Origin of the sequence: Erythrobacter tepidarius, from assembly GCF_002155695.1 — a bacterium.
Classification (GTDB): domain Bacteria; phylum Pseudomonadota; class Alphaproteobacteria; order Sphingomonadales; family Sphingomonadaceae; genus Erythrobacter; species Erythrobacter tepidarius.
In genome coordinates, this window is sequence record NZ_MUYJ01000004.1 from 220,816 (window position 1) to 244,652 (window position 23,837).

The window sequence follows — 23,837 nt, forward strand, 5'->3', positions numbered from 1 at the left end:
ATGGGACAGACCCTGTTCGCCAAGATCTGGGACGCGCACCGCATTGCCGACACGGCGGGCGGAACGCAGCTGATCGCGATCGATCGGGTGTTCCTTCACGAACGCACCGGCTCGGCGGCATTGCGACGCATGGCAGAGACGGGGCGCGAAGTGCTCGATCCGGCCCGCGTGTTTGCGGTCATGGATCACATCGTCGACACCCGTCCCGGGCGCGGTGACGGTACGCTGATGCCGGGCGGCGAGGGGTTCATCGCCCAAACCCGCGCGGCAACGCTTGCGGCGGGCATCACCCTGTTCGACGTCAACGACCGCGATCAGGGGATCATCCATGTAATATCGCCCGAACAGGGGATTGTCCTGCCTGGTCTCACCCTCGTCGCGCCCGACAGCCATACCTGCACGCAAGGGGCCTTTGGCGCGCTGGCCTGGGGTATCGGCAGCAGCGAGGCCGAGCATGCGATGGTTACCGGCACGCTCCGGATGGAGCGGCCCATGACGATGCGCGTAACCTTCACCGGCACGCTCGCCCCCGGCGTGACCGCAAAGGACATGGCCCTTGCCCTGATCGCGGAGCATGGCGCGGGCGGCGGCGCGGGCCATGCGGTGGAGTTTGCCGGGGAAGCCGTGGGTGCGCTCGACATGGAAGGGCGCATGACGCTGTGCAACATGGCGACCGAGTTCAGCGCGATGACCGGGATCATTGCCCCCGATGCAAAGACCTTCGCCTATCTGGCGAACCGACCCTACGCACCGACCCGCTTCGACGATCCCTTCTGGGCAACCCTGCGTTCGGACGATGACGCGCGCTTCGACCGCGAAATCGTGATCGACTCGGCCGCCCTCGCCCCGATGGTAAGCTGGGGCACCAGCCCAGAACACACCATTCCCGTGAACACCACCGTGCCGCAAGGGCCAGAACGGGCGCACGCCTATATCGGTCTTGCGCCGGGTGCGCCGATCGAGGGAACACCGGTCGATGCTGCCTTCATCGGCAGCTGCACCAACAGCCGCATCACGGATCTGCGCCGCGCCGCCGCGCTGCTCAAGGGCCGCCGCATCGCGCCCGGCATCCGCAAGGCGCTGGTCGTTCCCGGCTCGCTCGCGGTCAAGCGGCAGGCCGAGGCCGAGGGGCTCGACAAGATCTTCGAGGCAGCCGGGTTCGAATGGCGCATGAGCGGCTGCTCGCTGTGTTTCTACGCCGGCGGCGAGGGTTTCCCCGAAGGCTCGCGGGTTATCTCCAGCACCAACCGCAATTTCGAAGGACGGCAAGGCCCCGGCATTCGTACCCATATCGCCTCGCCCGAAACGGTGGCGGCCAGCGCCATCGCTGGGGCCATTGCCGACCCGCGCAAAGTGCTCGGCAAGGGAGCGCCCGCATGAAACCGGTTACCACCATCACCAGCCGCGGCGTGCCGTTGCTGCGCGACAATATCGACACCGACACGATCATCCCGAGCCGCGAGATGAAGACCACCGGGCGCACCGGCCTTGCCGAAGGACTATTCGCGCCCTGGCGCTACACCAATGCGGTCGATCGCCTTGCTGATCCCGCCTTCGCGCTGAACCAGCCCGAGGCGGCTGGCGCGCGCGTGCTGCTGGCAGGCGCGAATTTCGGGTGCGGATCAAGCCGCGAACATGCCGTGTGGGCGCTGGTGGAGTTCGGCATCGAAGCGATCATCGCGCCCTCTTTCGCGCCGATCTTCAGGAACAATTGCCTCCGCAACGGGCTACTGCCGGTCGAACTGCCCGCCGACGTGGTGCGCGATCTGGCGTGGCAGACGGTTCGCATCGACCTACCTTCGCAAACCGTCAGCGCCGGGGACCAAAGCTGGCCTTTCGACATCGACCCCGAAGCAAAGCAGATGCTGGCCGAAGGGCTTGATGCCATCGATCTGACGCTCAAGCTGAAAGACACGATCAGGCGCTGGCTGGACGCCGACCGGCGGACGCGGCCCTGGGTTTATCTGGAGAAATCCACGTGACGGAAATCCTCGTATCCGAAGTTGGCCCGCGCGACGGGTTGCAGTCGATCAAGCGGATCATGCCGCTCGAGGCCAAAAAGCGCTGGATCGCGGCCGAGGCCGCAGCGGGCGTGCGCGAGATCGAGGTGGGAAGCTTCGTGCCGCCCAGCCTCTTGCCGCAGATGGCGGACACCGCCGATCTGGTCGCCTTCGCGCGCGGCATCGAGGGCCTCAAGGTCGTCGCACTGGTACCCAACGCCAAGGGAGCGGCCCGCGCCGCCGAGGCGGGCGTCCACGCCATGAGCATTCCCTTTTCGATGAGCGAGACCCACAGCCTCAAGAACCTGCGCAAGGACCATCCCGCGATGCTGGCCGAAATCGCCGCCGTGGCAGAGATCGCACGCGAAGCAGGCATCCATTTCGCGGTCGGCCTCTCGACCGCCTTCGGCTGCACCATGGAAGGGGCAATTAGCGAGGACAAGGTGGTGCGCCTTGCCGAGCAGGCGGCAGAAGCAGGCGCACAGGAGTTCTCGCTCTCGGACACGACCGGTTACGCCGACCCAGCGCAGGTGCGGCGGCTGGTACGCAAGGTGCGTGCGGCCGTGGGCGCGGACAAGATGACGACGCTGCATCTCCACAACACGCGCGGCCTCGGCCTCGCCAATGTCGTCGCGGGGCTGGAGGAAGGCATCACCACCTTCGACGCCTCCTTGGGCGGGCTGGGCGGGTGTCCCTTCGCGCCCGGGGCGAGCGGCAATCTCGTCACCGAAGATCTGGTGTTGATGCTGAACGCCATGGGCCTGAAGACCGGGATCGATCTCGACCGGCTGCTGGCCGTCCGCCAGATCCTTGCCGAGGCCCTGCCGGGTGAGCCGCTCTACGGCTTCACCCCCGATGCCGGGCCGATGCTCGACTACAAGCAAAGGCTCGCCGCATGAACGCCCCTACGCCCCTCGCCGGGATCCGCGTCGTCGAATTCACCCATATGGTGATGGGGCCGGTGGTCGGCCACATCCTCGCCGGGCTTGGCGCCGAGGTGGTGCGGGTCGAACCCATCGGGGGTGATAATACCCGCCGCCTCAAGGGCTCGGGCGCGGGCTATTTCCCGATGTACAACCGCGGCAAGCAATCGATCTGTCTCAACCTGAAATCGGCCGAAGGGCTTGCTGTCGCCAAAGACCTGATCGCCCGCGCCGATGTGCTGGTCGAAAACTTCCGTCCCGGCGCGCTTGACCGGCTGGGGCTGGATTACGACCGGTGCGCCGCCGCCAATCCGCGCCTTGTCTATTGCTCGGAAAAAGGTTTTCTGCCCGGCCCCTACGAACAGCGCACCGCGCTCGACGAAGTCGCGCAGATGATGGGTGGACTTGCCTACATGACCGGACCGCCGGGCCGGCCCTTGCGCGCCGGTGCGAGCGTGATTGACGTGACCGGCGGCATGTTCGGGGTGATCGGCGTGCTCGCCGCGCTCGAGGAACGCCACCGCACGGGGCGCGGACAGAAGATTACGGCAAGCCTGTTCGAGACCACGGCCTACCTGGTCGGCCAGCATATGGCGCAGTTCGCTGTCACCGGCAGCCCCGCCGCACCGATGCCGGCGCGGGTCTCGGCCTGGGCGATTTACGATGTCTTCGAGACCAAGGACGAACCCGTCTTCATCGGGGTCGTGACGGATGCGCTGTGGGAGAAATTCTGCCGCCTCTTCGGGCTCGACGCGCTGTGGGCGGATGAGACGCTGCGCGAGAATAACGCGCGCGTGGCGGCGCGCGACAGGATCATTCCGGAAATCCGCGCCCTGATCGCTACCATGACCCGCGCCGAGGTGATCGCCAGGCTCGACGGTTCTGGCCTGCCCTTCGCTCCCATCGGCAAGCCCGAAGACCTGTTCGACGATCCCCACCTCCAGCACGGCGGACTGGAAGACGTCACCCTCGAGAACGGCACCCAAGTGCGCCTGCCGACCATCCCGCTGGAGATGAACGGGGAAAGGATCGGGGCGCCGCAACACCTACCGCAGCCCGGACGCGATACGCGGGCCGTGCTCGAAGGGATGGGTTACGACGCGCAGGCAATCGCCGCCTTGATCGCAAGCGGCGCTGTGGGAGAAAGCGAATGAGGATGAGCGTATTGGTGGGAATGGCCGCGCTGCTGGCGGGTTGCGCCGTCAACATCGGCGACAGCGCCCCGCGCGCCGCTGCCGCGCCCGCTGGCGCTGCCGCCACAACCGTTTCGCCGGGGGTGACCGCCCCCAAGGAGCGCCTGCCGACCGACGTGCGCCGCGCCACGATCATCGTGCGCGACATGGAAAGGTCGCTTGCGCTCTATCGCGATGTCATCGGATTGCAGGTCAATTACGACACGACCGTTGAGACATCGGGCGTGGCGCTGCCCGCCGGCGAGCCGGGCGCGCGTGCGCGACTGGTGCTGCTCAACGCCAACGATCCGTGGGTCGGCTGGATCGGGCTGATGGAATGGGTCGATCCGCCGATTCCGGCGGGCGACTATCCCAAGCGCATGGGGCCGGGGGATGTCGTGCTGGTGCTCAACACCGACGATGTTCCGGGCCGCTGCGCGCGCGCCAAGCAGGTGCCGGGCGTGACCTTCACCGCCGAAGCCCGTTTGCAAACCTATCCGGGCCGTAACGGCGGGCCGGACATCAGGGTGATGGGCTGCAATTTCTTCGACCCCGACGGGATCCTGATCGAGCTCAATCAGATTTTGCCGTGACGAGGTCTGGCCCGTCAATCACCAGAACCTGAACATCGGCCAGTCCCTCGCGCAGTTTCCTCGCCTCGGCATATTCGGGGCTGTTCCAGAAGGCCCTGATCGCGGCGCGGTCGGGCCATTTGGAAATGACCATGCTCGCGCCCTCTCCGAAGCTGCCCTCGAGGCATTCGGCACCCGGCCCGCGCAGGAGGTATTCACCGCCGAACTTCGGAATCAGAGCCGCCGCGGCCGCGCCGTAGCCGGCGATGAAGGCCTCACGGTCACGGATGGCGGCGGTGACGATCATATAGGCGGGCATCGCAGGCTCTCCCCTACATCAGAACGGCTTGACCGCGCCCAGGAAACAGACCGAGGCGATGGTGATCCAGTAGATATAGGCCGCCACCCTTGCGAGCGCGATTTCACGGGCGAGCGCGGCCTCCTGTGCGGCATCCGGCCCCATGGCGAGAATCCGGAACCGCTCGGTCCAGCGGCGCATCACGAGGCGCAGGAACAGGCCGATGCACAGAGCGAAGGCATAGAGCCCCATCTTGGAAGGATACCACAGATTGCTCGGCCCTGAGGTGATCGGGCCACTGCCGGCAAACGCGAGCCCGGCAGCCGCGAACAGCGCAAGGATCAGCGGATAGCGCAGCCACTCCTCGGTGCGGGTGACGGCAATGCCGATATCGGTCTCGCGCTTGATGAAGGCCGTCCAGGTCATTGCCAGCCACGCGGCAAAGAACAGCCACATCCACCACACTCCTGCCCCTTCTAGCGCGGGAACGAAGCCGTAGATCTTGCCCATATGCAGGCCGAGCGGGAGCAGCAGGACGATCCCGGTCCGCGCGAGGATGTCGATGCGATAGGCGGTTTCCATGTGCCGCCGCCGCTCTTCCAGCGACAAGGCCGAATTGGTGACATGGTAACTGGTCTGGAACACACCCCATTCGCCGCCCAGCCAATAGACCATCGACAGAATGTGCACCCAGCGCAGAATGGCGAGTTCGTTGCTCGCGAGAAATTCCATCATCGTCTGTGACCCCCAGTTCTCGACGCCCCGTCCGCGTCGCAGTGCCTATTCGCGCGAGAGCTTCTCGACGATGTCCATGATTGGCGGATCATGCGCCTCCATCGCCTCGACCTCCTGCTGGAAGCCGCGCATGATGCGCGCAATATAGGCCTGCGTTGCCAGGCCACGCTCGGCCCCCGCCGCGCGGTCTGGCACGTAGTTTTCGATGTCGTCGCGCGAAAGCGTGCCCTTGGCCTCGAGCAGCCGTTCAATCGTATCCTGCCGCTCGCGCAGCGCCGAAACCTCGGCGGCGAGCGCGAAGACCGTCGAATAGAGCCGATCGAGCGCCGGGTCGTCAAAGAAATCCGGACGCTTGCCCTTGGCGCGGCGGCCCGAGAGCGCGACCCAGTCGAGCCCTTCGCCGGCCGCGCTCATGCCGCCACCTGCTGTTCGCTCGCAAGCGGTTTCCACGCGCCATAGGCATTCCAGATCGCCGCCCGGCCATAATCCTCCTCGCCTTCATCGGGAGAGGGGGGAAAGATCGCCGGATCGACCACCGCACGCACACCGGCGACGAACTGGCTTTCGCGCGGGAAGCCCGCCTTGGCCATGACTTCCTTCAGATCCTGCCCGTGCATCGCCGACCAGAAGGGCTCATTATTGTTGAAAGCATCCCAGTCGCGCATGAACTGCTCGAACAGCGGCATTTCATCCGAATATTGCGGCTGCTCGATGTGCAGGATCAGCCCGCCGGGCGCGAGCACGCGGTTGGCCTCGGCGAGGATACGCGGCATCGCCTTCGCCGACAGCTCGTGCAGGAACATCGTCGTCTGCACCCAGTCAAAATACCCGTCAGCCCAGCGCGAAAGATCCTCGCCCGAGGCTTGGACGAAGCGGATGTTCTTGACCCCCAACCCTGCCGCGCGCGCCGCACCGTAGCGAAGCGAGGCGGCAGCAGTGTCGATGGCGATGACCTCGGCATCGGGAAAGGCCTGGGCGATCGGGACAGCGTTGTGGCCGATGGTGCAGCCGATATCGAGGATGCGGCGGGGCTTCCAGTCGGGCCTTTCTGCCTTGACCCAGCCAACCACCGCCTGCCCGCCGCCGTCGTTCAGTCCGCCCAGCGCCCCGCCAGTGGTCGCAAACAGACCGACATCGTAATTCGCGCCAACCGTGACATCGCCCGGGCGTTCTTCGCCATGGTAACCGCCGGGCTGGCAATGAATGTCGACGGCTGTCTGATAATCGGGCTGCTGGATCGCCGGATCGAGTTCGAGCATTCCCGAATGCTCGTTGAACTGGCGCGCCATCGCGTCGAGCTCGTCAAGCTGACGCAGCACCACTTGCCGCCCGTTGTGCTGGCGCATCTCCATCGAATTGCGCTTCAGCGCCGACCACATGCGGTGCCAGGGATCGCGGTTCATCGCGTCGCGAATTTCGTAACGATGCTCCGGATCGCGGCCATGTTCCGCGCGAAAGGCGGGCAGCACACGCTTTTCGTAGGCCAGCCGATTGCCAGCACCGATGGGGCCGGAAAGATAGCGGTTGAAATGGGTGAGGAAGTTGAACCGGGCCGCCTCATCGTGGGATACCCGCGGCATCATCGGATGGCGGATCATCGCGGTGTAAGGCGGAGGCAGATCTTTGGCCATGTGCGGCACCTTTGTGCTGAGCCGGAAAGTTGTCCGGACAAATTTGACGTGGAGCGCAGCTTTGTCAAGGCTCCAGCGTCGCGGCATTGATCTAGATCATAGTGCATCCACCGCGCTGCACAATCAGCCCGCCCAGCCTTCCATCGCCTGACCCTGCTGGAGCGCGCGGATCTCGTCGATGTCGCGCGGCGGGTTGAGCCACATCGGCTTTTCCTTCTCTGCCCATTCGCGCAGCCGCTTCGGCAGTTCGGCATTGCTGTCGACCCGCCAGGAGAGCAGGTGATAGATTGCCTGTCCCTTGCCCGCAAAAGGCGGGAGCGCGCCATAGCGCTGCCAGGCCATCTGGTAGGGTTCGTCATTGGTGCCGGGACGGTGGATGAAGAAGTCATAGTTTTCCCAGGCCTCGTATCGCCCGCCATTGGGTAGCGGAAAATCGAGGAACACCGGCGCGGTGATGGCAAGCGTATCCTTGCCCATCCAGCGCCAGGTCATGCCGGTCTTGGCCTCGATCTTCTGGATCGCCGGCGCGACGCCTTGTTCGACATCCCCGTAGATGCGCCCGTTTTCGTAGCGATAGGAGATCATCTGGTAAGGATAGGCGATCGGCTCGACCTTCCGGCCATTATATTCGGTCAAGATCTCGCCGGTCACAGGGTCGGTATAGGCATAGGTCTTGCGGGTCAGATGAATGACCGGATCGCCCGGCTTCTTTGGCCAGAACACCCGGCTCGAATCGAATCCGATCATCCCGAAGAGCTTCTTGCCGCTGGGATATTCGTAGATGCCCCCTTCCGAAACCCAGTGCACTGGCGCGCCGGTGCCCGCACGCGCATCGATCCACATGCGGAACTCTTCGGGAGCAGCAGCACGGCTGTCCGCAGTGGCCTGAGCGGTTGCGGGCGTGGCCTGGCGCTCGGACAGGGCGGGCATTGTGGTCATTATTGCTGCCGCAGTGCAGGCGATCAGGATCGAACGCCGGACATGGGAAGAGGAATGCCGCATGGTTGCTCCTGTGATGATTGCGCCTCGTAATTTGTCCGGACAAAGGTCGCTTGGCAAGGGTCTATCGCAGAATCCGTGCCAGAGCGGTCAGGCGGGCGTCGGTAGGCAACCCGGTTCACGCCGCGCACGCTCTTGTCCATTCCGGATAGCTCGCCGGAGGGTTTGCCGGCAAAGCCGCGGGCGGCAGGTGCAGCGCGCACATGATCCGGTTTTCAGGCGGCGGGGCAGTACCGATCCAGCCCATGCATCGAAATGGCCCAGCCTTGCCGCTTAGTCGCGGGCTGCGGCTTGCAATCGGGCGCGAGCCTCGCTTTCGCCGATCAGGGGAAGGAGTTCGCCCATGTCGGGGCCGTGATCCATGCCGGTAAGGGCCTGACGCAAGGGGAGGAACAAGGCGCGTCCCTTGCGACCTGTAATCTGCTTCAGCCTGGCTGTCAGCGCGCCCCAGGGATCCTCGCTCCATACCAGCGCCGCCGCGGCCTCGGCCACGAAGGCGCGGTCTTCCCTGCTCAATTTGGGAGGCGCTATCGGGCCGGTCACCAGCCGCCACCAGTCTGCCGCCTCGCCGACGCGAGCAAGGTTCGGGCGGATCGCGTGCCAGCCGGCCTCGTCCATGCCATGCGGCAGACGATCCTGGACCGCAGCAAAGGGCAACTGGTGAACGATCGCCGCGTTGAGCCGTTCGAGGTCCTGCTCGTCGAACTTGGCCGGCGCACGGCCAAACGTGCCGAGATCGAAGCCCGCCACAAGCTTGCTGCGATCGGCAATCGGCTCGACCGGCTGTGACGTGCCAAGCCGCGCGAGCAGGGCGATGATCGCTTCCGGCTCGATGCCACGCGCGCGGAAGGTTTCGCAGCCGAGCGATCCCAGACGCTTGGAAAGCTTGCCCTCGCGGCCGACCAGCAGCGCCTCGTGCGCGAACACCGGGAGCGCTGGTGCGCTATCCGATGGGGCACCGAAACCCGCCGCAAAAAGTGCGGTAAATATCTGAATCTGAACGGCAGTGTTGGAAACATGATCCTCGCCGCGCAGCACATGCGTCACCCCCATGTCGATATCATCGACCGTGCTCGGCATGATGTAGAGCCACGAGCCATCGGCGCGGCGGATGACGGGGTCCGAAAGCTGCACGGGATCGAATCTCTGGGGGCCGCGAATGGCATCCTGCCAGATGATCGGCTCGGCATGGTCGAGCAGGAAGCGCCAGTGCGGCGCAATGCCTTCGGCCTCCTTGGCCTTGCGCTCGGCATCGGTCATTCTGAGCGCGGCGCGGTCGTAGACCGGCGGCAATCCGCGGCCGAGGGCGATCTTGCGCTTGACCTCAAGCTCCTGCGCGCTCTCGTAGCAGGGGTAGATGCGCCCGGCGGCGTGCAGCGCGGCGAAGGCCGCCTCGTAGCGATCGAGGCGCGCGGACTGGCGCTCCTCGCGATCGAAATCAAGCCCGAGCCAGGCCAGATCCGCACGGATCGCCTCCACATATTCCTCGCGGCTGCGCTCGGCATCGGTGTCGTCGATCCGCAGGATGAAGCGACCCCCGGCCTGCCGTGCGAGCATCCAGTTGTGGAGTGCCGTGCGGATGTTGCCGACGTGGAGCCGGCCGGTGGGCGAAGGGGCAAAGCGGGTGGTGGTCATGGCGGCGAGCGGTAGAGACACGCGCGCCCGGCGGCAAGCCGGCTTACACCGCGCGCATTTCCGCGGCGACGAGGGCAAGCGCACCGTCCCACAGACGGTGCCAGCGTTCGGGACGGACGAGGCCGTTCAGCCCATCCTCGAACCCGTCCCGGTCACCCCTCGCCGCCGCATCGACCAGTCCCCCAATCGTGACCTCGTCGTGGCTGAGCAGGCGGCAGCAAAAGCGGCTGACATGGATATTCTCGGGCCAACAGGCCGAGATGGACTGGGCAAGCATGAGCGCTTTTGCCGCAATCTCGACACTGCCCATTCGCTGCGCCAGTTCCGGCACGGGATCACGCCCCAACCGCTCGTGCAGCGCGATCAGCCGCAGCGCATGAACAAAGCGCCCGCCGATCGGCCCGAGTGTCTCGACCCGTCGAGGGGCCGCGAGACGGGCAATGATGTCCTGTGCTGAAGGGGAAGGCAGATGGTTGCCGGGCATGGGACCTCGCTGGGATTGCCGGATTAGGATGGCACGCCTCAAGGTCTACTATTTATGCGAGTGATTTGCAATAGCGATTATTTGGCCACGGACAGGAAAAACCCCGCCGGAGCGCGAACTCCGGCGGGGCTTTCAGGGCCTTCAAGGCGCGGACGGAGGCCTATTCCTCGCCATCCTCCTCGGCTTCGGCAACAGGGGCTGAGGCGGCCATCGCAGCCATTGCCGCCTTCATTTTTTCTTCCGAACCGATCGCATCGGCTTCCGGCTCGGCTTCGCGCTGGCCCGACGCGGACAGGGCTTCCTGCTGCTTCTTCCACGCCGCCTTGAGCGCGGCATCGCGACTGTTGGCGGCAACGCGCAGGCGATTCATGGCCGCACCGGTGCCGGCGGGAATGAGCCGGCCGACGATCACGTTTTCCTTCAGACCGATCAGGGTGTCCTTCTTCCCTTCAACCGCCGCCTGCGTCAGCACCCGGGTGGTTTCCTGGAACGAAGCCGCCGAGATGAACGAACGGGTTTGGAGCGAGGCTTTGGTGATGCCGAGCAGCACCGGCTTGCCTTCGGCAGGCTGCTTGCCCTTGGCCAGCTTCGCGTTGGTTTCGAGCATCTCCGCCAGATCGACCTGTTCGCCAGGCAGCAGAGTGGTGTCCCCGCCATCGGTGATCTCGACCTTCTGCAGCATCTGGCGAACGATCACCTCGATGTGCTTGTCGTTGATCTTGACGCCCTGCAAGCGGTAGACTTCCTGAATCTCGTTGACGAGATATTCGGCCAGCGCTTCGACGCCCAGCACCTCGAGGATGTCGTGCGGGTTGGGCGAGCCGGAAATCAGGATGTCACCCTTTTTCACATAGTCGCCTTCCTGCACGTCGATCACCTTGGTCTTGGGGATCAGGTACTCGACGGGTTCACCCTCCTCGGGGATGATCGCGATCTTGCGCTTTGCCTTGTATTCGCGGACGAATTCGACCCGACCGGAAATCTTGGCGATGATCGCGTTGTCTTTCGGCACACGCGCCTCGAACAGTTCGGCCACGCGCGGCAGACCGCCGGTGATGTCGCGGGTCTTGGCAGCCTCGCGGCTCGCACGGGCCAGAACGTCGCCCGCCTGCACCGTGTCGCCATCGGCAACCGAGAGGGTCGTGCCCGGAGCGAGCATGTAACGCGCCGCTTCGGTCTCGCCGCCGCCTTCGCCCAGCAGGGTCAGACGCGGACGCAAGTCCTCCTTCTTCTTGCGCCCGGTCGCGCGGTTCTCGGTAACGACACGCTGGGCGATGCCGGTCGCATCATCGACCTGCTCTTCAAGCGTGATGCCCTCGATCAGGTCCTGATACTTCACCACCCCCGATTGTTCGGTGATGATCGGCAGGGTGAAGGGATCCCACTCGGCCAGACGGTCGCCCGCTTTGACCTGATCGCCATGCTTGAACATCAGCACCGTACCGTAGGGCACCTTGTGCATCTCGCGTTCGCGCCCTTCGGCGTCGATCACCGCGATCTCGCCGGTGCGGGCAAGGCTCAGGATGCGACCGCGCTTGTCGGTGATGGTCGGCATGTCGCGCAATTCGATCCGGCCGTCCGAAATCGCTTCGAGGTGCGAGGTTTCGTTGAGCTGGGCCGCGCCGCCGATGTGGAAAGTCCGCATCGTCAGCTGGGTGCCCGGCTCGCCGATCGACTGCGCCGCGATCACGCCCACCGCTTCACCGATGTTCACCGGGGTCCCGCGCGCCAGATCGCGCCCGTAACAGGTCGCGCATACGCCCTGTTCGGCTTCGCACACCAGCGGCGAACGGATCTTGGCCGACTGCACTTCAGCCGCCTCGATCTGCTTCACCATCGCTTCATCGAGCAGCGTGCCGGCAGTGACGATGACTTCGCCGGTGGCGGCGTTGATGATGTCCTCGGCGACGGTGCGGCCGAGAATGCGCTCGCCAAGCGAGGCGATCACCGAACCGCCCTGCACGATCGCGCGCATCTCGAGCGCGTTCTGGGTGCCGCAATCCTCCTCGACGATGACGCAGTCCTGCGACACATCGACCAGACGGCGGGTGAGGTAACCCGAGTTCGCGGTCTTGAGCGCGGTGTCCGCGAGGCCCTTGCGCGCGCCGTGGGTCGAGTTGAAGTATTCAAGAACGGTCAGGCCTTCCTTGAAGTTCGAGATGATCGGGGTTTCGATGATCTCGCCCGACGGCTTGGCCATCAGGCCGCGCATCCCGGCGAGCTGCTTCATCTGCGCCGGGCTGCCACGCGCGCCCGAATGGCTCATCATGTAGATCGAGTTGATCTGGGCTTCCTTGCCCGTTTCGGGATCGATCGGGGTGGCCTTGATCTCGGCCATCATCGCTTCGGCGACCATGTCGCCGCATTTCGACCAGGCGTCGATCACCTTGTTGTACTTTTCCTGCTGGGTGATGAGGCCGTCCTGGTACTGCTGTTCATAGCCGGCCACCAGTTCCTTCGTCTCTTCGACCAGCTTTTCCTTGGCCGCGGGGATGATCATGTCATCCTTGCCGAAGCTGATCCCGGCCTTGAAGGCATAGCGGAAGCCCAGCGCCATGATCGCATCGGCAAACAGCACCGTGTCCTTCTGGCCGGTGTGGCGATAGACCTGATCGATCACATCGCCGATCTCGCGCTTGGTAAGCAGGCGGTTGACGATGTCGAAGGGCACCTTGTGGCTCTTCGGCAGGCATTCGCCGATCAGCATCCGGCCCGGGGTGGTGACAAAGCGCTTCATCGTCACCTTGCCGCTTTCATCGGCCTGCGGAACGCGCGCGATGATGCGGGTGTGGAGCGTGACCGCTTTGGCTTCGAGCGCCTGATGCACTTCGGCCATGTCGGCAAAGCGCGGCAGCTTCTCGATCTTCGTGCCGTCAGCCTCCTCGATGAACTCGGGGTGCTTCTCCTGCCGCTCCATCGAAAGGTAGTAGATCCCCAGCACCATGTCTTGCGAAGGCACGATGATGGGCTTGCCGTTGGCGGGCGAGAGGATGTTGTTGGTGCTCATCATCAGCACGCGCGCTTCGAGCTGGGCTTCCAGCGAAAGCGGCACGTGGACGGCCATCTGGTCACCGTCGAAGTCGGCATTGAAGGCCGAGCAGACCAGCGGGTGCAGCTGGATCGCCTTGCCTTCGATCAGCACGGGTTCGAAGGCCTGAATGCCCAGGCGGTGCAGCGTCGGCGCGCGGTTGAGCAGCACCGGGTGCTCGCGGATCACCTCGTCGAGGATGTCCCAGACTTCCTTGCGCTCCTTTTCGACCCACTTCTTGGCCTGCTTCAGGGTCATGGAGAGACCCTTGGCATCCAGACGCGCGTAGATGAACGGCTTGAACAGCTCGAGCGCCATCTTCTTGGGCAGGCCGCACTGGTGCAGCTTGAGTTCCGGACCGGTGACGATCACCGAACGGCCCGAATAGTCGACGCGCTTGCCGAGCAGGTTCTGGCGGAAGCGGCCCTGCTTGCCCTTGAGCATGTCGCTGAGCGACTTCAGCGGACGCTTGTTCGCGCCGGTGATCACGCGGCCGCGGCGGCCGTTGTCGAACAGCGCGTCGACCGCTTCCTGCAGCATGCGCTTTTCGTTGCGCACGATGATGTCGGGCGCGCGCAGTTCGATCAGGCGCTTCAACCGGTTGTTGCGGTTGATGACGCGGCGATAGAGGTCATTGAGGTCCGAGGTCGCGAAGCGGCCACCGTCGAGCGGCACCAGCGGGCGCAGTTCGGGCGGGATGACCGGAATCACTTCGAGGATCATCCATTCCGGACGATTGCCGGATTCGATGAAGCTTTCGACAACCTTCAGGCGCTTGATGATCTTCTTGGGCTTGAGCGCCGACTTGGTGGTGGCCAGCTCCTCCAGCAGCGCGTCACGCTCGGCCTCGAGGTCGAGGTTCATCAGCATGGTGCGCACGGCCTCGGCGCCGATATCCGCCGAGAATGCGTCCTCGCCATACTCGTCCTGATATTCGAGCAGCTCGTCCTCGCTCAGCAGCTGGTATTTCTCGAGCGGGGTCAGGCCCGGCTCGATCACGACGTAGCTTTCAAAGTAGAGAATGCGCTCGAGCTGCTTCAATTGCATGTCGAGCAGCAGGCCGATGCGCGAGGGCAGCGACTTCAGGAACCAGATGTGCGCAACCGGCGCGGCCAGTTCGATGTGGCCCATGCGCTCGCGGCGCACCTTGGTCACGGTGACTTCGACGCCGCACTTTTCGCACACGACGCCCTTGTATTTCATGCGCTTGTACTTGCCGCACAGGCACTCGTAGTCCTTCACGGGGCCGAAGATGCGCGCGCAGAACAGCCCGTCACGCTCGGGCTTGAAGGTGCGGTAGTTGATCGTCTCGGGCTTCTTGATCTCGCCATAGGACCACGAGCGGATACGCTCGGGGCTGGCGATGCCGATCTGGATCTGGTCGAAGGTATCGGGCCTCGCCAGCTGGTTGGTGAATTTGGTCAGGTCGTTCATCTTCGAATTCCCTCTAAGGGGTGAATTTCAACAGCAAGAGTTCGCAAAGACAGTCAGAAGAGCGAGCGAAGGCGTGAAGGTTACAATTGCAACCATCGCAATCTTGGTGCCCCGCCCGGCTCCCCTGAGACTTCTGGACACTCTTACTCCGCTGCCTCCAGCATCGCGCCGTCGTCATCCTCGTCGTCGCTGAGCGACTTGAGTTCAACGTTCAGACCGAGCGAGCGCATTTCCTTGACGAGCACGTTAAAGCTCTCCGGAATGCCGGCCTCGAAGGTGTCATCTCCCTTGACGATCGCTTCATAGACCTTGGTGCGGCCGACCACGTCGTCGGACTTCACCGTGAGCATTTCCTGCAGGGTGTAGGCTGCGCCGTAGGCCTGGAGCGCCCAGACCTCCATTTCCCCGAAGCGCTGGCCGCCGAACTGCGCCTTGCCCCCCAGCGGCTGCTGGGTGACGAGCGAGTAGGGCCCGATCGAACGCGCGTGGGTCTTGTCGTCGACCAGGTGGTGAAGCTTGAGCATGTAGATGATGCCCACGGTCACCTTGCGGTCGAAGGCTTCGCCGGTGCGGCCGTCATAAAGGACGCTCTGCCCCGAAGGATCAAGCCCCGCCTTGACCAGCATGTCCGAAACGTCGGCCTCGCGCGCACCGTCGAACACCGGGGTCCCCATTGGCACGCCGGCCGAAAGATTGCTCGCCAGCTCGACGATCTCTGCGGTCGAACGGCTTTCGAGATCCTCGACATATTGCTCGCCGTAGATGTCCTTGAGCCGTTCGAGCACGGCCGTCGGCGGCGCGGCATTGGCGTAGTCTTCGGCGGCGTTCGGATTGGCGGCACGCCACTCTTCGAGCAGGCCCTTGATCTGGTGGCCGAGCGCACGTGCGGCAAAGCCGAGGTGCGTTTCGAAGATCTGCCCGACATTCATGCGCGAAGGCACGCCCAAGGGGTTGAGCACGATATCGACCGGGGTCCCGTCTTCGAGGAACGGCATGTCCTCGATCGGCAGGATGCGGCTGATCACACCCTTGTTCCCGTGACGGCCGGCCATCTTGTCGCCCGGCTGGAGCTTGCGCTTCACCGCGACGAAGACCTTGACCATCTTGAGCACACCCGGAGCGAGTTCATCACCGCGCTCCAGCTTTTCCTTGCGGTCGTGAAACTTGGCATCGATCAGCGCGACGGCTTCGTCGTACTGCGATTTCACCGCTTCGATCTGCGCCTGACGGGCATCATCGGCGACCGCGAACTTGAACCATTCGTGGCGATCGACCTCCTCGAGGACTTCCTCGGTGATCTCGATCCCCTTCTTCAGGCCCTTCGGCGTGGCAGAAGCGGTCTGGCCGAGCAGCATGTCCTTGAGGCGATTATAGGTCGCCCGGTTGAGGATGTTGCGTTCGTCCGCGGCATCCTTGCGCAGACGCTCGATCTCCTCGTTCTGGATCGCGCGGGTACGGTCGTCGATCTCGATGCCGTGACGGTTGAACACCCGAACTTCGACCACCGTCCCGGACACGCCCGGCGGCAGGCGCAGCGAGGTGTCGCGCACATCGCTCGCCTTCTCGCCGAAGATCGCCCGCAGCAGCTTTTCTTCCGGGGTCATCGGCGATTCACCCTTGGGGGTGATCTTGCCGACCAGGATGTCGCCCGGATGCACTTCGGCACCGATATAGACGATCCCCGCCTCGTCGAGGTTGCGCAGCGCTTCCTCGCCGACATTGGGGATGTCGCGGGTGATGTCCTCCGGCCCGAGCTTGGTATCGCGGGCCATGACTTCGAACTCCTCGATATGGATCGAGGTGAACACGTCATCCTTGACGATGCGTTCGCTGATCAGGATCGAGTCTTCATAATTGTAGCCGTTCCACGGCATGAAGGCGACAAGGCTGTTCTTGCCCAGCGCCAGCTCGCCCAGATCGGTCGAGGGGCCATCGGCGATGATGTCGCCCTGCTCGACCACGTCGCCCACCTTCACTAGCGGACGCTGGTTGATGCAGGTGTTCTGGTTCGAACGCTGGAACTTCTGCAAGGTGTAAATGTCGACGCCCGACTGGCCGGGTTCGACATCGCCGATCGCACGGATGACGATGCGGGTGGCATCGACCTGATCGACGATCCCGCCGCGCTTGGCCGCAATCGCCGCGCCCGAATCGCGCGCCACGGTTTCTTCCATCCCGGTGCCGACCCACGGCGCTTCCGCCTTCACCAGCGGCACGGCCTGACGCTGCATGTTCGACCCCATCAGCGCGCGGTTGGCGTCGTCGTTCTCCAGGAACGGAATGAGCGAGGCAGCAACCGAGACGAGCTGCTTGGGGCTGACATCCATCAGCGTGATCTGCTCGCGCGGGGCCATCAGGTTGTCGCCGTTGTGCCGCGCCGAGACCAGCTCCTCGACGAAAGAGCCATCTTCATTGAGCTCGGCCGAAGCCTGGGCGACGGTGTGCTTTTGCTCTTCCATCGCCGACAGATAGACCACCTCGCCGGTCACCTTGCCGTCCACCACCTTGCGGTAAGGGGTTTCGATGAAACCGTACTTGTTGACGCGCGAGAACGAGGCCAGCGAGTTGATCAGACCGATGTTCGGGCCTTCGGGCGTTTCGATCGGGCAGATGCGGCCATAGTGGGTCGGGTGAACGTCGCGCACTTCGAAACCCGCGCGTTCGCGGGTCAGGCCGCCCGGCCCAAGCGCCGAGACACGGCGCTTGTGGGTGACTTCCGAAAGCGGATTGGTCTGATCCATGAACTGCGAGAGCTGCGAGGAACCGAAGAACTCGCGCACCGCGGCCACCGCGGGCTTGGCGTTGATGAGATCGTTCGGCATCACGGTCGAAACGTCGACCGAGCTCATGCGCTCCTTCACCGCGCGCTCCATGCGCAGCAGGCCGACACGGTACTGGTTCTCCAGCAGCTCGCCCACCGAACGCACGCGGCGGTTGCCGAGATTGTCGATGTCGTCGACTTCGCCCTTGCCGTCCTTGAGACTGACCAGTTCCTTCACCACCGCGAGGATATCTTCCTTGCGCAGCGTGGTGATGGTGTCCTCGCACTCGAGGCCCAAACGCATGTTGAGCTTCACGCGGCCCACGGCCGAAAGATCGTAACGTTCGGGATCGAAGAACAGGCCTTCGAACAGCGCCTCGGCGGTTTCCTTCGTCGGCGGCTCGCCCGGGCGCATGACCTTGTAGATCGCCTCAAGGCCTTCGTCGCGGTTCTCGGCCTTGTCAGCCTTGAGCGTGTTGCGGATCCATGGCCCGGTGTTGATTTCGTCGATGTCGAGCAGCGGCAGCTGATCGATCCCGGCCTGGTCGAAGGCCGCGACGTGTTCGAGCGTCACTTCATCGCCGGCTTCGATGTAGATCCGCCCCGTCGACTCGTCGATAATGTCGCGCGCGGCGTAGCGACCGACGACTTCCTCGGTCGGCAAGAGCAGGTCGGTCAGGCCGTCCTTGGCCGCCTTGTTGGCCGCGCGCGGGCTGATCTTCTGGCCAGCGGGGAACACTTCCGCACCGGTCGCAGCATCGACCAGCGCGAAGGCGGGCTTGGCACCGCGCCACTGTTCGGCGACGAAGGGGACCTTCCACCCGTCCTTGGCGCGTTCCCAGGTGACGATATTGTAGAAATAGCCGAGAATGTCCTCGGCATCGAGGCCGAGCGCATAGAGCAGCGCGGTGACCGGCAGCTTGCGCTTGCGGTCGATCCGGACGTTGACGATGTCCTTGGCATCGAACTCGAAATCAAGCCACGAACCGCGGTAGGGGATCACGCGCGCAGCAAACAGCAGCTTGCCCGAGGAATGGGTCTTGCCGCGGTCGTGATCGAACAGCACGCCCGGCGAACGGTGCATCTGGCTGACGATCACGCGCTCGGTGCCGTTGATGATGAAGGTGCCGTTCTCGGTCATGAGCGGCATGTCGCCCATGTAGACATCCTGCTCCTTGATATCGAGCACCGAGCGGGTTTGGGTTTCCTGATCGACCTCGAACACGATGAGGCGCAGCGTCACCTTCATCGGGGCGGCATAGGTGATGCCGCGCTGACGGCACTCGGTGGTGTCGTACTTGGGCTCTTCCAGTTCATAATGCACGAAGTCGAGCTCGGCGGTGCCGGCGAAATCGCGGATCGGGAAGACCGAGCGCAGGGTCTTCTCGAGGCCGGAAACATAGCCGGTCGACTTGTCCGAACGCAGGAACTGCTCGTAGCTTTCGCGCTGAACCTCGATCAGGTTCGGCATCTGCACCACTTCGTGAATGTCGCCGAAGATCTTGCGGATGCGCTTCTTGGCGGTCCCCTGGGCCTTGCGGCTGCGGGTGATGGGCGGCTTCGCCTTGCTTGCCATGGAGGAGTGGGCCTCTTCAATTGGGCCGCGCGAGGCTTTCGCGCGGACGGGAAAATCGCTGTCGTTCCACGCGAGAGGCGCCGCCGAGATCAACGCAAGAATGCAAAGCTCTCGACACCGCGCAGTGCGCGGGCCGACAAGAGGCTTGCGATATGCGTTGCGTGGCGACGATGTCGCCGCTTCCTTCCGTGGCCGATCCCCGCGCATGAATCGGCCTTGCTCGAAGCGGGCGAGGACGCGCTCTCTAGGAGCCGGGCGCCGGCGTGTCAATGCCGCGGTGAGGCGGGGTGGTGATCCCGTTTATCCTCGCCCGGGCTTTCGGCCACGGCGCCGCGCTACGCGAAGACCTGGAAGGGACCGTGTGATGCCGCCGATCAATGACGACCGCGAAGGCGCCCGCATCATGGTTAAGCTCGACGACCTGCTCTCCGCTCGCCGCATGACGTTGACCGACCTCTCCGAGCGGGTCGGCCTGACCCTCGCCAACCTCTCGATCCCCAAGACCGGCAAGGCCAAGGCGATCCGCTTCTCCACCCTTGCCGCGATCTGCCGCGAGCTGGAGTGCCAGCCGGGCGATCTGCTCGCTTGCCGGGCAGGGGACAGCGCAAAGCGCCAATCCGCTTGACTCTTCCGCCCGATGCTCTAGAGGGCCGCCGCGAATGGCGGGCCTTGCGCCCTGGCCATTCATCCGTCCGAGACAGCTGGTGAGGGCCAAGCGGCCCGCTTAATTTCCAGCCTAGACGGGGAAACGAGATTTTGCAGCGGACTGCCGAGCGCAGGCCGTGCTGCTTGTGCCAGATGGCACACCCTCCTTCCCTTTCGACGGACTCGCCCGCGTGCGGGGCCTTGGCGGCCCTGAGCGCGGACACAACGTAGCCGACCGTGCGGGAGCCATCCGGCCCGGTCATTTGTGAAGGAGTATGGCATGGATCGTTCGCAGAAAGCCGAAGCGGTTGCCCAGCTCAAAGCGGTCTTCAACGAGGTCGGCGTGGTGGTCGTCACCCGCAACCTCGGCATGACGGTGGCCCAGTCCACCGAACTGCGCGGGAAGATGCGCGATGCTGGTGCGACCTATAAGGTTGCGAAGAACCGTCTCGCCAAGCTCGCCCTCGAGAACACCGACTATGTCGGGCTGGGTGACATGCTCACCGGCCCGGTCGGGCTGGCCTGGTCGCATGACCCGGTCGCGGCTGCCAAGGCCGCTGTCGAATTCGCCAAGTCGAACGACAAGCTCGAAATCGTCGGCGGTTCGATGGGTTCGGTCGTTCTCGACGAAGCCGGGATCAAGGCACTCGCCTCGATGCCCAGCCTCGACGAGCTGCGCGCCAAGCTCATCGGTCTGGTCAACGCCCCGGCGACGAAGATCGCCCAAGTCGTTACCGCACCCGCCGCGAAGGTTGCCCGGGTGTTCGCCGCCTACGCGGACAAGGCCGCTTAAGAGACGTTTTTCGCCAGTCGAATCAATCTTCTGGGGCGCGTTTGCCCCGCCACAATTTGGAGTGAACCATCATGGCCGATATTGCCAAGCTTGTTGAAGAACTGTCGCAGCTGACCGTGCTCGAAGCTGCTGAACTCGCCAAGGCGCTTGAAGAAGCGTGGGGCGTAAGCGCTGCTGCTGCGGTTGCCGTGGCTGCACCTGCCGCTGGCGGTGGGGACACCGGCGCGGCTGCCGAAGAGCAGACCGAATTCGACGTCATCCTGACCGGCGACGGCGGGAAGAAGATCCAGGTCATCAAGGAAGTCCGCGCCATCACCGGCCTCGGCCTGACCGAAGCCAAGGCGCTGGTCGAATCGACCCCGAAGGCGATCAAGGAAGGTGTTAGCAAGGCCGAAGCCGAAGAGATCAAGAAGAAGATCGAGGAAGCCGGCGGCACTGTCGAGCTCAAGTAAGCTCGACTCGGGGCTCGACCGTTTTCAGGTGAGGCGGCGCCAGCAATGGCGCCGCCTTTCTTGTGCGCGCATCCGCCTCGGCTACACCCGCTGTGCTCAAAGCTTGATGGCGGCCATCTGCATCGCCGGCCCCCCGCCGCGCCGACATTTCTTCCGGCGATCAACCATGCCCTGCCCGCATCCCTTCGCGCGGCATTTGAGACTTTGACCGAATCGCGCTTGCCTCTATGGGGGCCGGCTCGCCTGCTGGCGGGCAAAGAGCCGACCATGCAGCATTCAGCATCTCTCTCGACGCCCGGCTGGGGGCAGGAAATCCGCGCCACGCTCGGCATCGCGGGGCCGTTGGCGGCGGCCAACCTGCTGCAGATGCTGACCTACGCCATCGACGTGATCTTCATCGCCCGGCTCGGCGAGAAGGAGCTGGCCGCATCGGCGCTGGCGGTGTCGCTGTTCGGGCTGGTGCTGTGGGCGCTGACCGGCCTTACCGGAGCCGTCGCGCCGCTGATCGCCGAAGCGCTCGGAGCACGCGCCCCGGCGCTGCGTGCGGTGCGGCGGTCCGTAAGGATGGCGCTGTGGCTGGCGGTGATGGCGGGGATCGGCGGGATGGGCCTTTGTCTGATGCTCGATCCGATCATGCGCATCTCCGGTCAGCAGCCCGCGATCATCGCGCTCGCCAATCAGTACAACACCGTCCTCGTCGTATCGATGGTGCCGATGCTGCTGTCGGCGGTGCTGCGCAATTTCGTCTCGGCGCTGGGTCGTCCGATCTTCGCGACCGCGATCACCGGGATGGGCGTGTTCGTCAACGGCATCGCCAATTATGCCTTCATCTTCGGCAAGCTGGGCGCGCCCGAGCTGGGGCTGGCGGGGGCTGCCGTGGCGACGATCATCACCGCGCTCTTCACGCTGGCAGCCTATGTGCTGGCAATCCGCATGGACAAGCGCCTGCACCGCTATCACGTCTTCGGCCGGCTGTGGATGCCGGACTGGGAGCGCCTCGGGCAGATCGCCCGGATCGGTGCGCCGATTGCGCTCACCATCACGGCAGAGGCGGGGATCTTCGGCGCGGCGGCGTTTCTGATGGGCCGGTTCGGTGCAGCGGAACTGGCCGGGCACACGGTCGCCCTGCAGCTCGCCAGCCTCGCCTTTCAGGTGCCGTTCGGGGTCGGACAGGCGGCGGCGATCCGGGTCGGTTACCACTATGGTGCGCACGATCGCGCCGGGGTGGGCCGCGCAGGGTGGGTGGCAGTGGCAATCGGCGCGGGGTTCATGACCCTGACAGCCGGGGCGATGATCCTCGCGCCGGAGTGGCTGCTGCGCATCTATGTCGATCCCGATGCGCCCGCCAATGGCGCGCTGGTGGGCTTCGCGCTGCAATACCTGCTGCTGGCGGCGATTTTCCAGCTGGCGGACGGGGTGCAGGCGGTGGCCGCCGGGGCGCTGCGGGGGCTTCAGGATACCCGCGTGCCGATGTGGATCGCGATCTTCAGCTACTGGGTGCCGGGGATCGGCCTGTCGGTCGGCCTCGGCTTCTTCACCCCGCTCGAAGGTACCGGGGTTTGGATCGGCCTTGCCACCGGACTGTTCTTCGCCGCCGCGGGGCTGCTGCGGCGCTGGCACCGGCGCGAGACACTGGGCCTGGTGCGGGGCTAGGCCTTCTCGGTGATGGTGCGCACCTCGCGTTGCGGGAAGGGAATGGTGATCCCGACCTCGGCAAAGCGGGTCTTGGCGGCCTCGGTCAGCGCCCATGACAGGGCAAGATAGTCCTCGGTCTTGCACCACACCCTGAGGCCCATCGTCACCGCGCTATCCGCAAGCGCCGAAACGAACACCACCGGCTCCGGCTCGGGCAGCACCCGTGCGTCGGCCGTGGCCAGCGCCAGCAGTTCCTTGCGCGCCTGGGCGATGCTGTCGGAGTAGCTGATGCCGATCAGCAGCTCGAACCGCCGGGTCGGCATGCGCGAGAAATTGACGACCGGCTTGTTCCACAGTTCGTTGTTGGGAACCATCACGTAAAGGCCGTCAAGCTGGAGGATCTCGGTGGTGAACAGGCCGATGCCCTGAACCGTGCCGTTAACCGCACCGGAGGTGATCGTCTCGCCCACCCGGAAGGGACGCTGGATCAGGATCATGACGCCCGCCGCGACATTGCTGAGCGTGCCTTGCAGGGCAAGACCGACCGCCAGCGCGAGGCCGCCCAGCGCGGCGATGATGCTGGTGGTCTGCACCCCGAACTGGGTCAGCACGGTAATCGCCACCACCACCCACAGCGCATATTTGATGATATTGGAGAGGAATTTGGCAACCGTCGGCTCGATCCGGTCTGATCGGCTGAGCGCCCGGTCAACCCAGCGCGACAGAAGGCGCGCCAGCATCACCCCGATGATCAGCACCACCACCGCCCCCGCGAGGTGCGCGAGATTGGCCTTGAGCCATGCCAGCGCGGTCGCGGCGAATTCGATTTCGTTGCCCAGTTCGGTCTGGATTTCGGCCTTGAAGGCGGAGAGCGGCTTGACGGACATCGGGGCAATGGGCTCCGTTGCTAATGGCAGGCATGGCACGAGCGGGTGTGCACAAGGGTTCGGGCATCCTCGGTTGGAGGACGTTGCCCGGATAGAGAACTGGCGCGGCGCTGACCACCCCGTCCGCAAAATCGCAACCGCAGCGAAAATTTTTGCACCGACAGGGGTTGATTCGTC

At 64.6% G+C, this 23,837-nt stretch carries 19 protein-coding genes; 9 read left to right on the forward strand and 10 right to left on the reverse strand.

Annotated features, from left to right (window positions below; all coding sequences use genetic code 11):
• Genes BZF61_RS05525 through BZF61_RS05545 form a run of 5 tightly spaced genes read left to right on the forward strand, consistent with a single transcriptional unit; the run spans window position 1 to window position 4,688 of the window.
• Window positions 1-1,380 (forward strand): 3-isopropylmalate dehydratase large subunit, encoded by a 1,380-nt coding sequence (locus BZF61_RS05525; RefSeq protein ID WP_086617631.1) that lies wholly within the window; start codon window positions 1-3, stop codon window positions 1,378-1,380.
• Window positions 1,377-1,982, forward strand: a complete 606-nt coding sequence (leuD, locus tag BZF61_RS05530) for a 3-isopropylmalate dehydratase small subunit (protein ID WP_086617632.1) — start codon at window positions 1,377-1,379, stop codon at window positions 1,980-1,982. Before BZF61_RS05525 ends, leuD begins: the two co-directional genes overlap by 4 nt.
• On the forward strand, window positions 1,979-2,899 hold the full coding sequence (locus BZF61_RS05535) for a hydroxymethylglutaryl-CoA lyase (protein WP_211276720.1): 921 nt from the start codon (window positions 1,979-1,981) through the stop codon (window positions 2,897-2,899). The genes leuD and BZF61_RS05535 overlap by 4 nt, the downstream gene beginning before the upstream one ends.
• The gene (locus BZF61_RS05540; protein WP_086617634.1) at window positions 2,896-4,077 is read left to right on the forward strand and encodes a CaiB/BaiF CoA transferase family protein; all 1,182 of its coding nucleotides are present in this window, start codon (window positions 2,896-2,898) and stop codon (window positions 4,075-4,077) included. Before BZF61_RS05535 ends, BZF61_RS05540 begins: the two co-directional genes overlap by 4 nt.
• On the forward strand, window positions 4,074-4,688 hold the full coding sequence (locus tag BZF61_RS05545) for a VOC family protein (protein WP_086617635.1): 615 nt from the start codon (window positions 4,074-4,076) through the stop codon (window positions 4,686-4,688). Before BZF61_RS05540 ends, BZF61_RS05545 begins: the two co-directional genes overlap by 4 nt.
• On the opposite strand, the gene BZF61_RS05550 is transcribed toward BZF61_RS05545, so the two are convergent.
• The 9 genes from BZF61_RS05550 to rpoB form a co-directional block, all read right to left on the reverse strand.
• A complete protein-coding gene (locus BZF61_RS05550) occupies window positions 4,669-4,986 on the reverse strand; it encodes a DUF1330 domain-containing protein (RefSeq protein WP_086617636.1) in 318 nt (105 codons plus the stop codon). The two genes, BZF61_RS05545 and BZF61_RS05550, sit on opposite strands and share 20 nt — an antisense overlap.
• A gap of 18 nt (window positions 4,987-5,004) precedes the next feature.
• Window positions 5,005-5,700: a hypothetical protein gene (locus BZF61_RS05555; protein ID WP_245804522.1), complete on the reverse strand. Its 696-nt coding sequence runs from the start codon at window positions 5,698-5,700 to the stop codon at window positions 5,005-5,007.
• 45 nt (window positions 5,701-5,745) lie between these two features.
• Window positions 5,746-6,114, reverse strand: a complete 369-nt coding sequence (locus tag BZF61_RS05560; protein ID WP_086617638.1) for a hypothetical protein — start codon at window positions 6,112-6,114, stop codon at window positions 5,746-5,748.
• Window positions 6,111-7,331, reverse strand: a complete 1,221-nt coding sequence (locus BZF61_RS05565) for a class I SAM-dependent methyltransferase (protein WP_086617639.1) — start codon at window positions 7,329-7,331, stop codon at window positions 6,111-6,113. The genes BZF61_RS05560 and BZF61_RS05565 overlap by 4 nt, the downstream gene beginning before the upstream one ends.
• A gap of 123 nt (window positions 7,332-7,454) precedes the next feature.
• Window positions 7,455-8,270, reverse strand: coding sequence for a DUF1838 family protein (locus tag BZF61_RS05570; RefSeq protein WP_086617640.1), 816 nt, complete (start codon window positions 8,268-8,270; stop codon window positions 7,455-7,457).
• 333 nt (window positions 8,271-8,603) lie between these two features.
• On the reverse strand, window positions 8,604-9,965 hold the full coding sequence (gene gltX / locus BZF61_RS05575) for a glutamate--tRNA ligase (RefSeq protein ID WP_086617641.1): 1,362 nt from the start codon (window positions 9,963-9,965) through the stop codon (window positions 8,604-8,606).
• Between the two features lie 43 nt (window positions 9,966-10,008).
• Window positions 10,009-10,449, reverse strand: coding sequence for a DNA-directed RNA polymerase subunit beta' (locus tag BZF61_RS05580; RefSeq protein WP_086617642.1), 441 nt, complete (start codon window positions 10,447-10,449; stop codon window positions 10,009-10,011).
• Window positions 10,450-10,609: 160 nt separating this feature from the next.
• Complete coding sequence (gene rpoC / locus BZF61_RS05585) at window positions 10,610-14,911, reverse strand: DNA-directed RNA polymerase subunit beta' (RefSeq protein ID WP_086617643.1); 4,302 nt, start codon at window positions 14,909-14,911, stop codon at window positions 10,610-10,612.
• A 143-nt stretch (window positions 14,912-15,054) separates the two neighbouring features.
• Window positions 15,055-19,248 carry a DNA-directed RNA polymerase subunit beta gene (rpoB, locus tag BZF61_RS05590; protein ID WP_086617644.1) on the reverse strand — a complete coding sequence of 1,398 codons (4,194 nt, stop codon included), beginning with the start codon at window positions 19,246-19,248 and terminating at the stop codon, window positions 15,055-15,057.
• 364 nt (window positions 19,249-19,612) lie between these two features.
• Between rpoB and BZF61_RS05595 the strand changes: the two genes are divergently transcribed.
• From BZF61_RS05595 to BZF61_RS05610, 4 genes are all read left to right on the forward strand, one after another.
• Window positions 19,613-19,873, forward strand: a complete 261-nt coding sequence (locus tag BZF61_RS05595; RefSeq protein WP_086617645.1) for a helix-turn-helix domain-containing protein — start codon at window positions 19,613-19,615, stop codon at window positions 19,871-19,873.
• A 300-nt stretch (window positions 19,874-20,173) separates the two neighbouring features.
• Window positions 20,174-20,686, forward strand: coding sequence for a 50S ribosomal protein L10 (gene rplJ, locus BZF61_RS05600; protein ID WP_086617646.1), 513 nt, complete (start codon window positions 20,174-20,176; stop codon window positions 20,684-20,686).
• 71 nt (window positions 20,687-20,757) lie between these two features.
• On the forward strand, window positions 20,758-21,138 hold the full coding sequence (gene rplL, locus BZF61_RS05605; RefSeq protein ID WP_086617647.1) for a 50S ribosomal protein L7/L12: 381 nt from the start codon (window positions 20,758-20,760) through the stop codon (window positions 21,136-21,138).
• A 267-nt stretch (window positions 21,139-21,405) separates the two neighbouring features.
• A complete protein-coding gene (locus tag BZF61_RS05610) occupies window positions 21,406-22,791 on the forward strand; it encodes an MATE family efflux transporter (RefSeq protein WP_086617648.1) in 1,386 nt (461 codons plus the stop codon).
• Here the strand turns inward: BZF61_RS05610 and BZF61_RS05615 are convergent.
• Complete coding sequence (locus BZF61_RS05615) at window positions 22,788-23,660, reverse strand: mechanosensitive ion channel family protein (RefSeq protein WP_086617649.1); 873 nt, start codon at window positions 23,658-23,660, stop codon at window positions 22,788-22,790. The genes BZF61_RS05610 and BZF61_RS05615 overlap by 4 nt on opposite strands.
• Between the last annotated feature and the right edge of the window lie 177 nt (window positions 23,661-23,837).

Excerpts from the sequence above, each read along its gene's own strand:
- BZF61_RS05525 (WP_086617631.1), top strand. The coding sequence starts at position 1 with ATGGGACAGACCCTGTTCGCCAAGATCTGGGACGCGCACCGCATTGCC.
- leuD (WP_086617632.1), top strand. The coding sequence starts at position 1,377 with ATGAAACCGGTTACCACCATCACCAGCCGCGGCGTGCCGTTGCTGCGC.
- BZF61_RS05540 (WP_086617634.1), top strand. The coding sequence starts at position 2,896 with ATGAACGCCCCTACGCCCCTCGCCGGGATCCGCGTCGTCGAATTCACC.
- BZF61_RS05545 (WP_086617635.1), top strand. The coding sequence starts at position 4,074 with ATGAGGATGAGCGTATTGGTGGGAATGGCCGCGCTGCTGGCGGGTTGC.
- BZF61_RS05550 (WP_086617636.1), bottom strand. The coding sequence starts at position 4,986 with ATGCCCGCCTATATGATCGTCACCGCCGCCATCCGTGACCGTGAGGCC.
- BZF61_RS05555 (WP_245804522.1), bottom strand. The coding sequence starts at position 5,700 with ATGATGGAATTTCTCGCGAGCAACGAACTCGCCATTCTGCGCTGGGTG.
- BZF61_RS05560 (WP_086617638.1), bottom strand. The coding sequence starts at position 6,114 with ATGAGCGCGGCCGGCGAAGGGCTCGACTGGGTCGCGCTCTCGGGCCGC.
- BZF61_RS05565 (WP_086617639.1), bottom strand. The coding sequence starts at position 7,331 with ATGGCCAAAGATCTGCCTCCGCCTTACACCGCGATGATCCGCCATCCG.
- BZF61_RS05570 (WP_086617640.1), bottom strand. The coding sequence starts at position 8,270 with ATGACCACAATGCCCGCCCTGTCCGAGCGCCAGGCCACGCCCGCAACC.
- gltX (WP_086617641.1), bottom strand. The coding sequence starts at position 9,965 with ATGACCACCACCCGCTTTGCCCCTTCGCCCACCGGCCGGCTCCACGTC.
- BZF61_RS05580 (WP_086617642.1), bottom strand. The coding sequence starts at position 10,449 with ATGCCCGGCAACCATCTGCCTTCCCCTTCAGCACAGGACATCATTGCC.
- rpoC (WP_086617643.1), bottom strand. The coding sequence starts at position 14,911 with ATGAACGACCTGACCAAATTCACCAACCAGCTGGCGAGGCCCGATACC.
- rpoB (WP_086617644.1), bottom strand. The coding sequence starts at position 19,248 with ATGGCAAGCAAGGCGAAGCCGCCCATCACCCGCAGCCGCAAGGCCCAG.
- BZF61_RS05595 (WP_086617645.1), top strand. The coding sequence starts at position 19,613 with ATGCCGCCGATCAATGACGACCGCGAAGGCGCCCGCATCATGGTTAAG.
- rplJ (WP_086617646.1), top strand. The coding sequence starts at position 20,174 with ATGGATCGTTCGCAGAAAGCCGAAGCGGTTGCCCAGCTCAAAGCGGTC.
- rplL (WP_086617647.1), top strand. The coding sequence starts at position 20,758 with ATGGCCGATATTGCCAAGCTTGTTGAAGAACTGTCGCAGCTGACCGTG.
- BZF61_RS05610 (WP_086617648.1), top strand. The coding sequence starts at position 21,406 with ATGCAGCATTCAGCATCTCTCTCGACGCCCGGCTGGGGGCAGGAAATC.
- BZF61_RS05615 (WP_086617649.1), bottom strand. The coding sequence starts at position 23,660 with ATGTCCGTCAAGCCGCTCTCCGCCTTCAAGGCCGAAATCCAGACCGAA.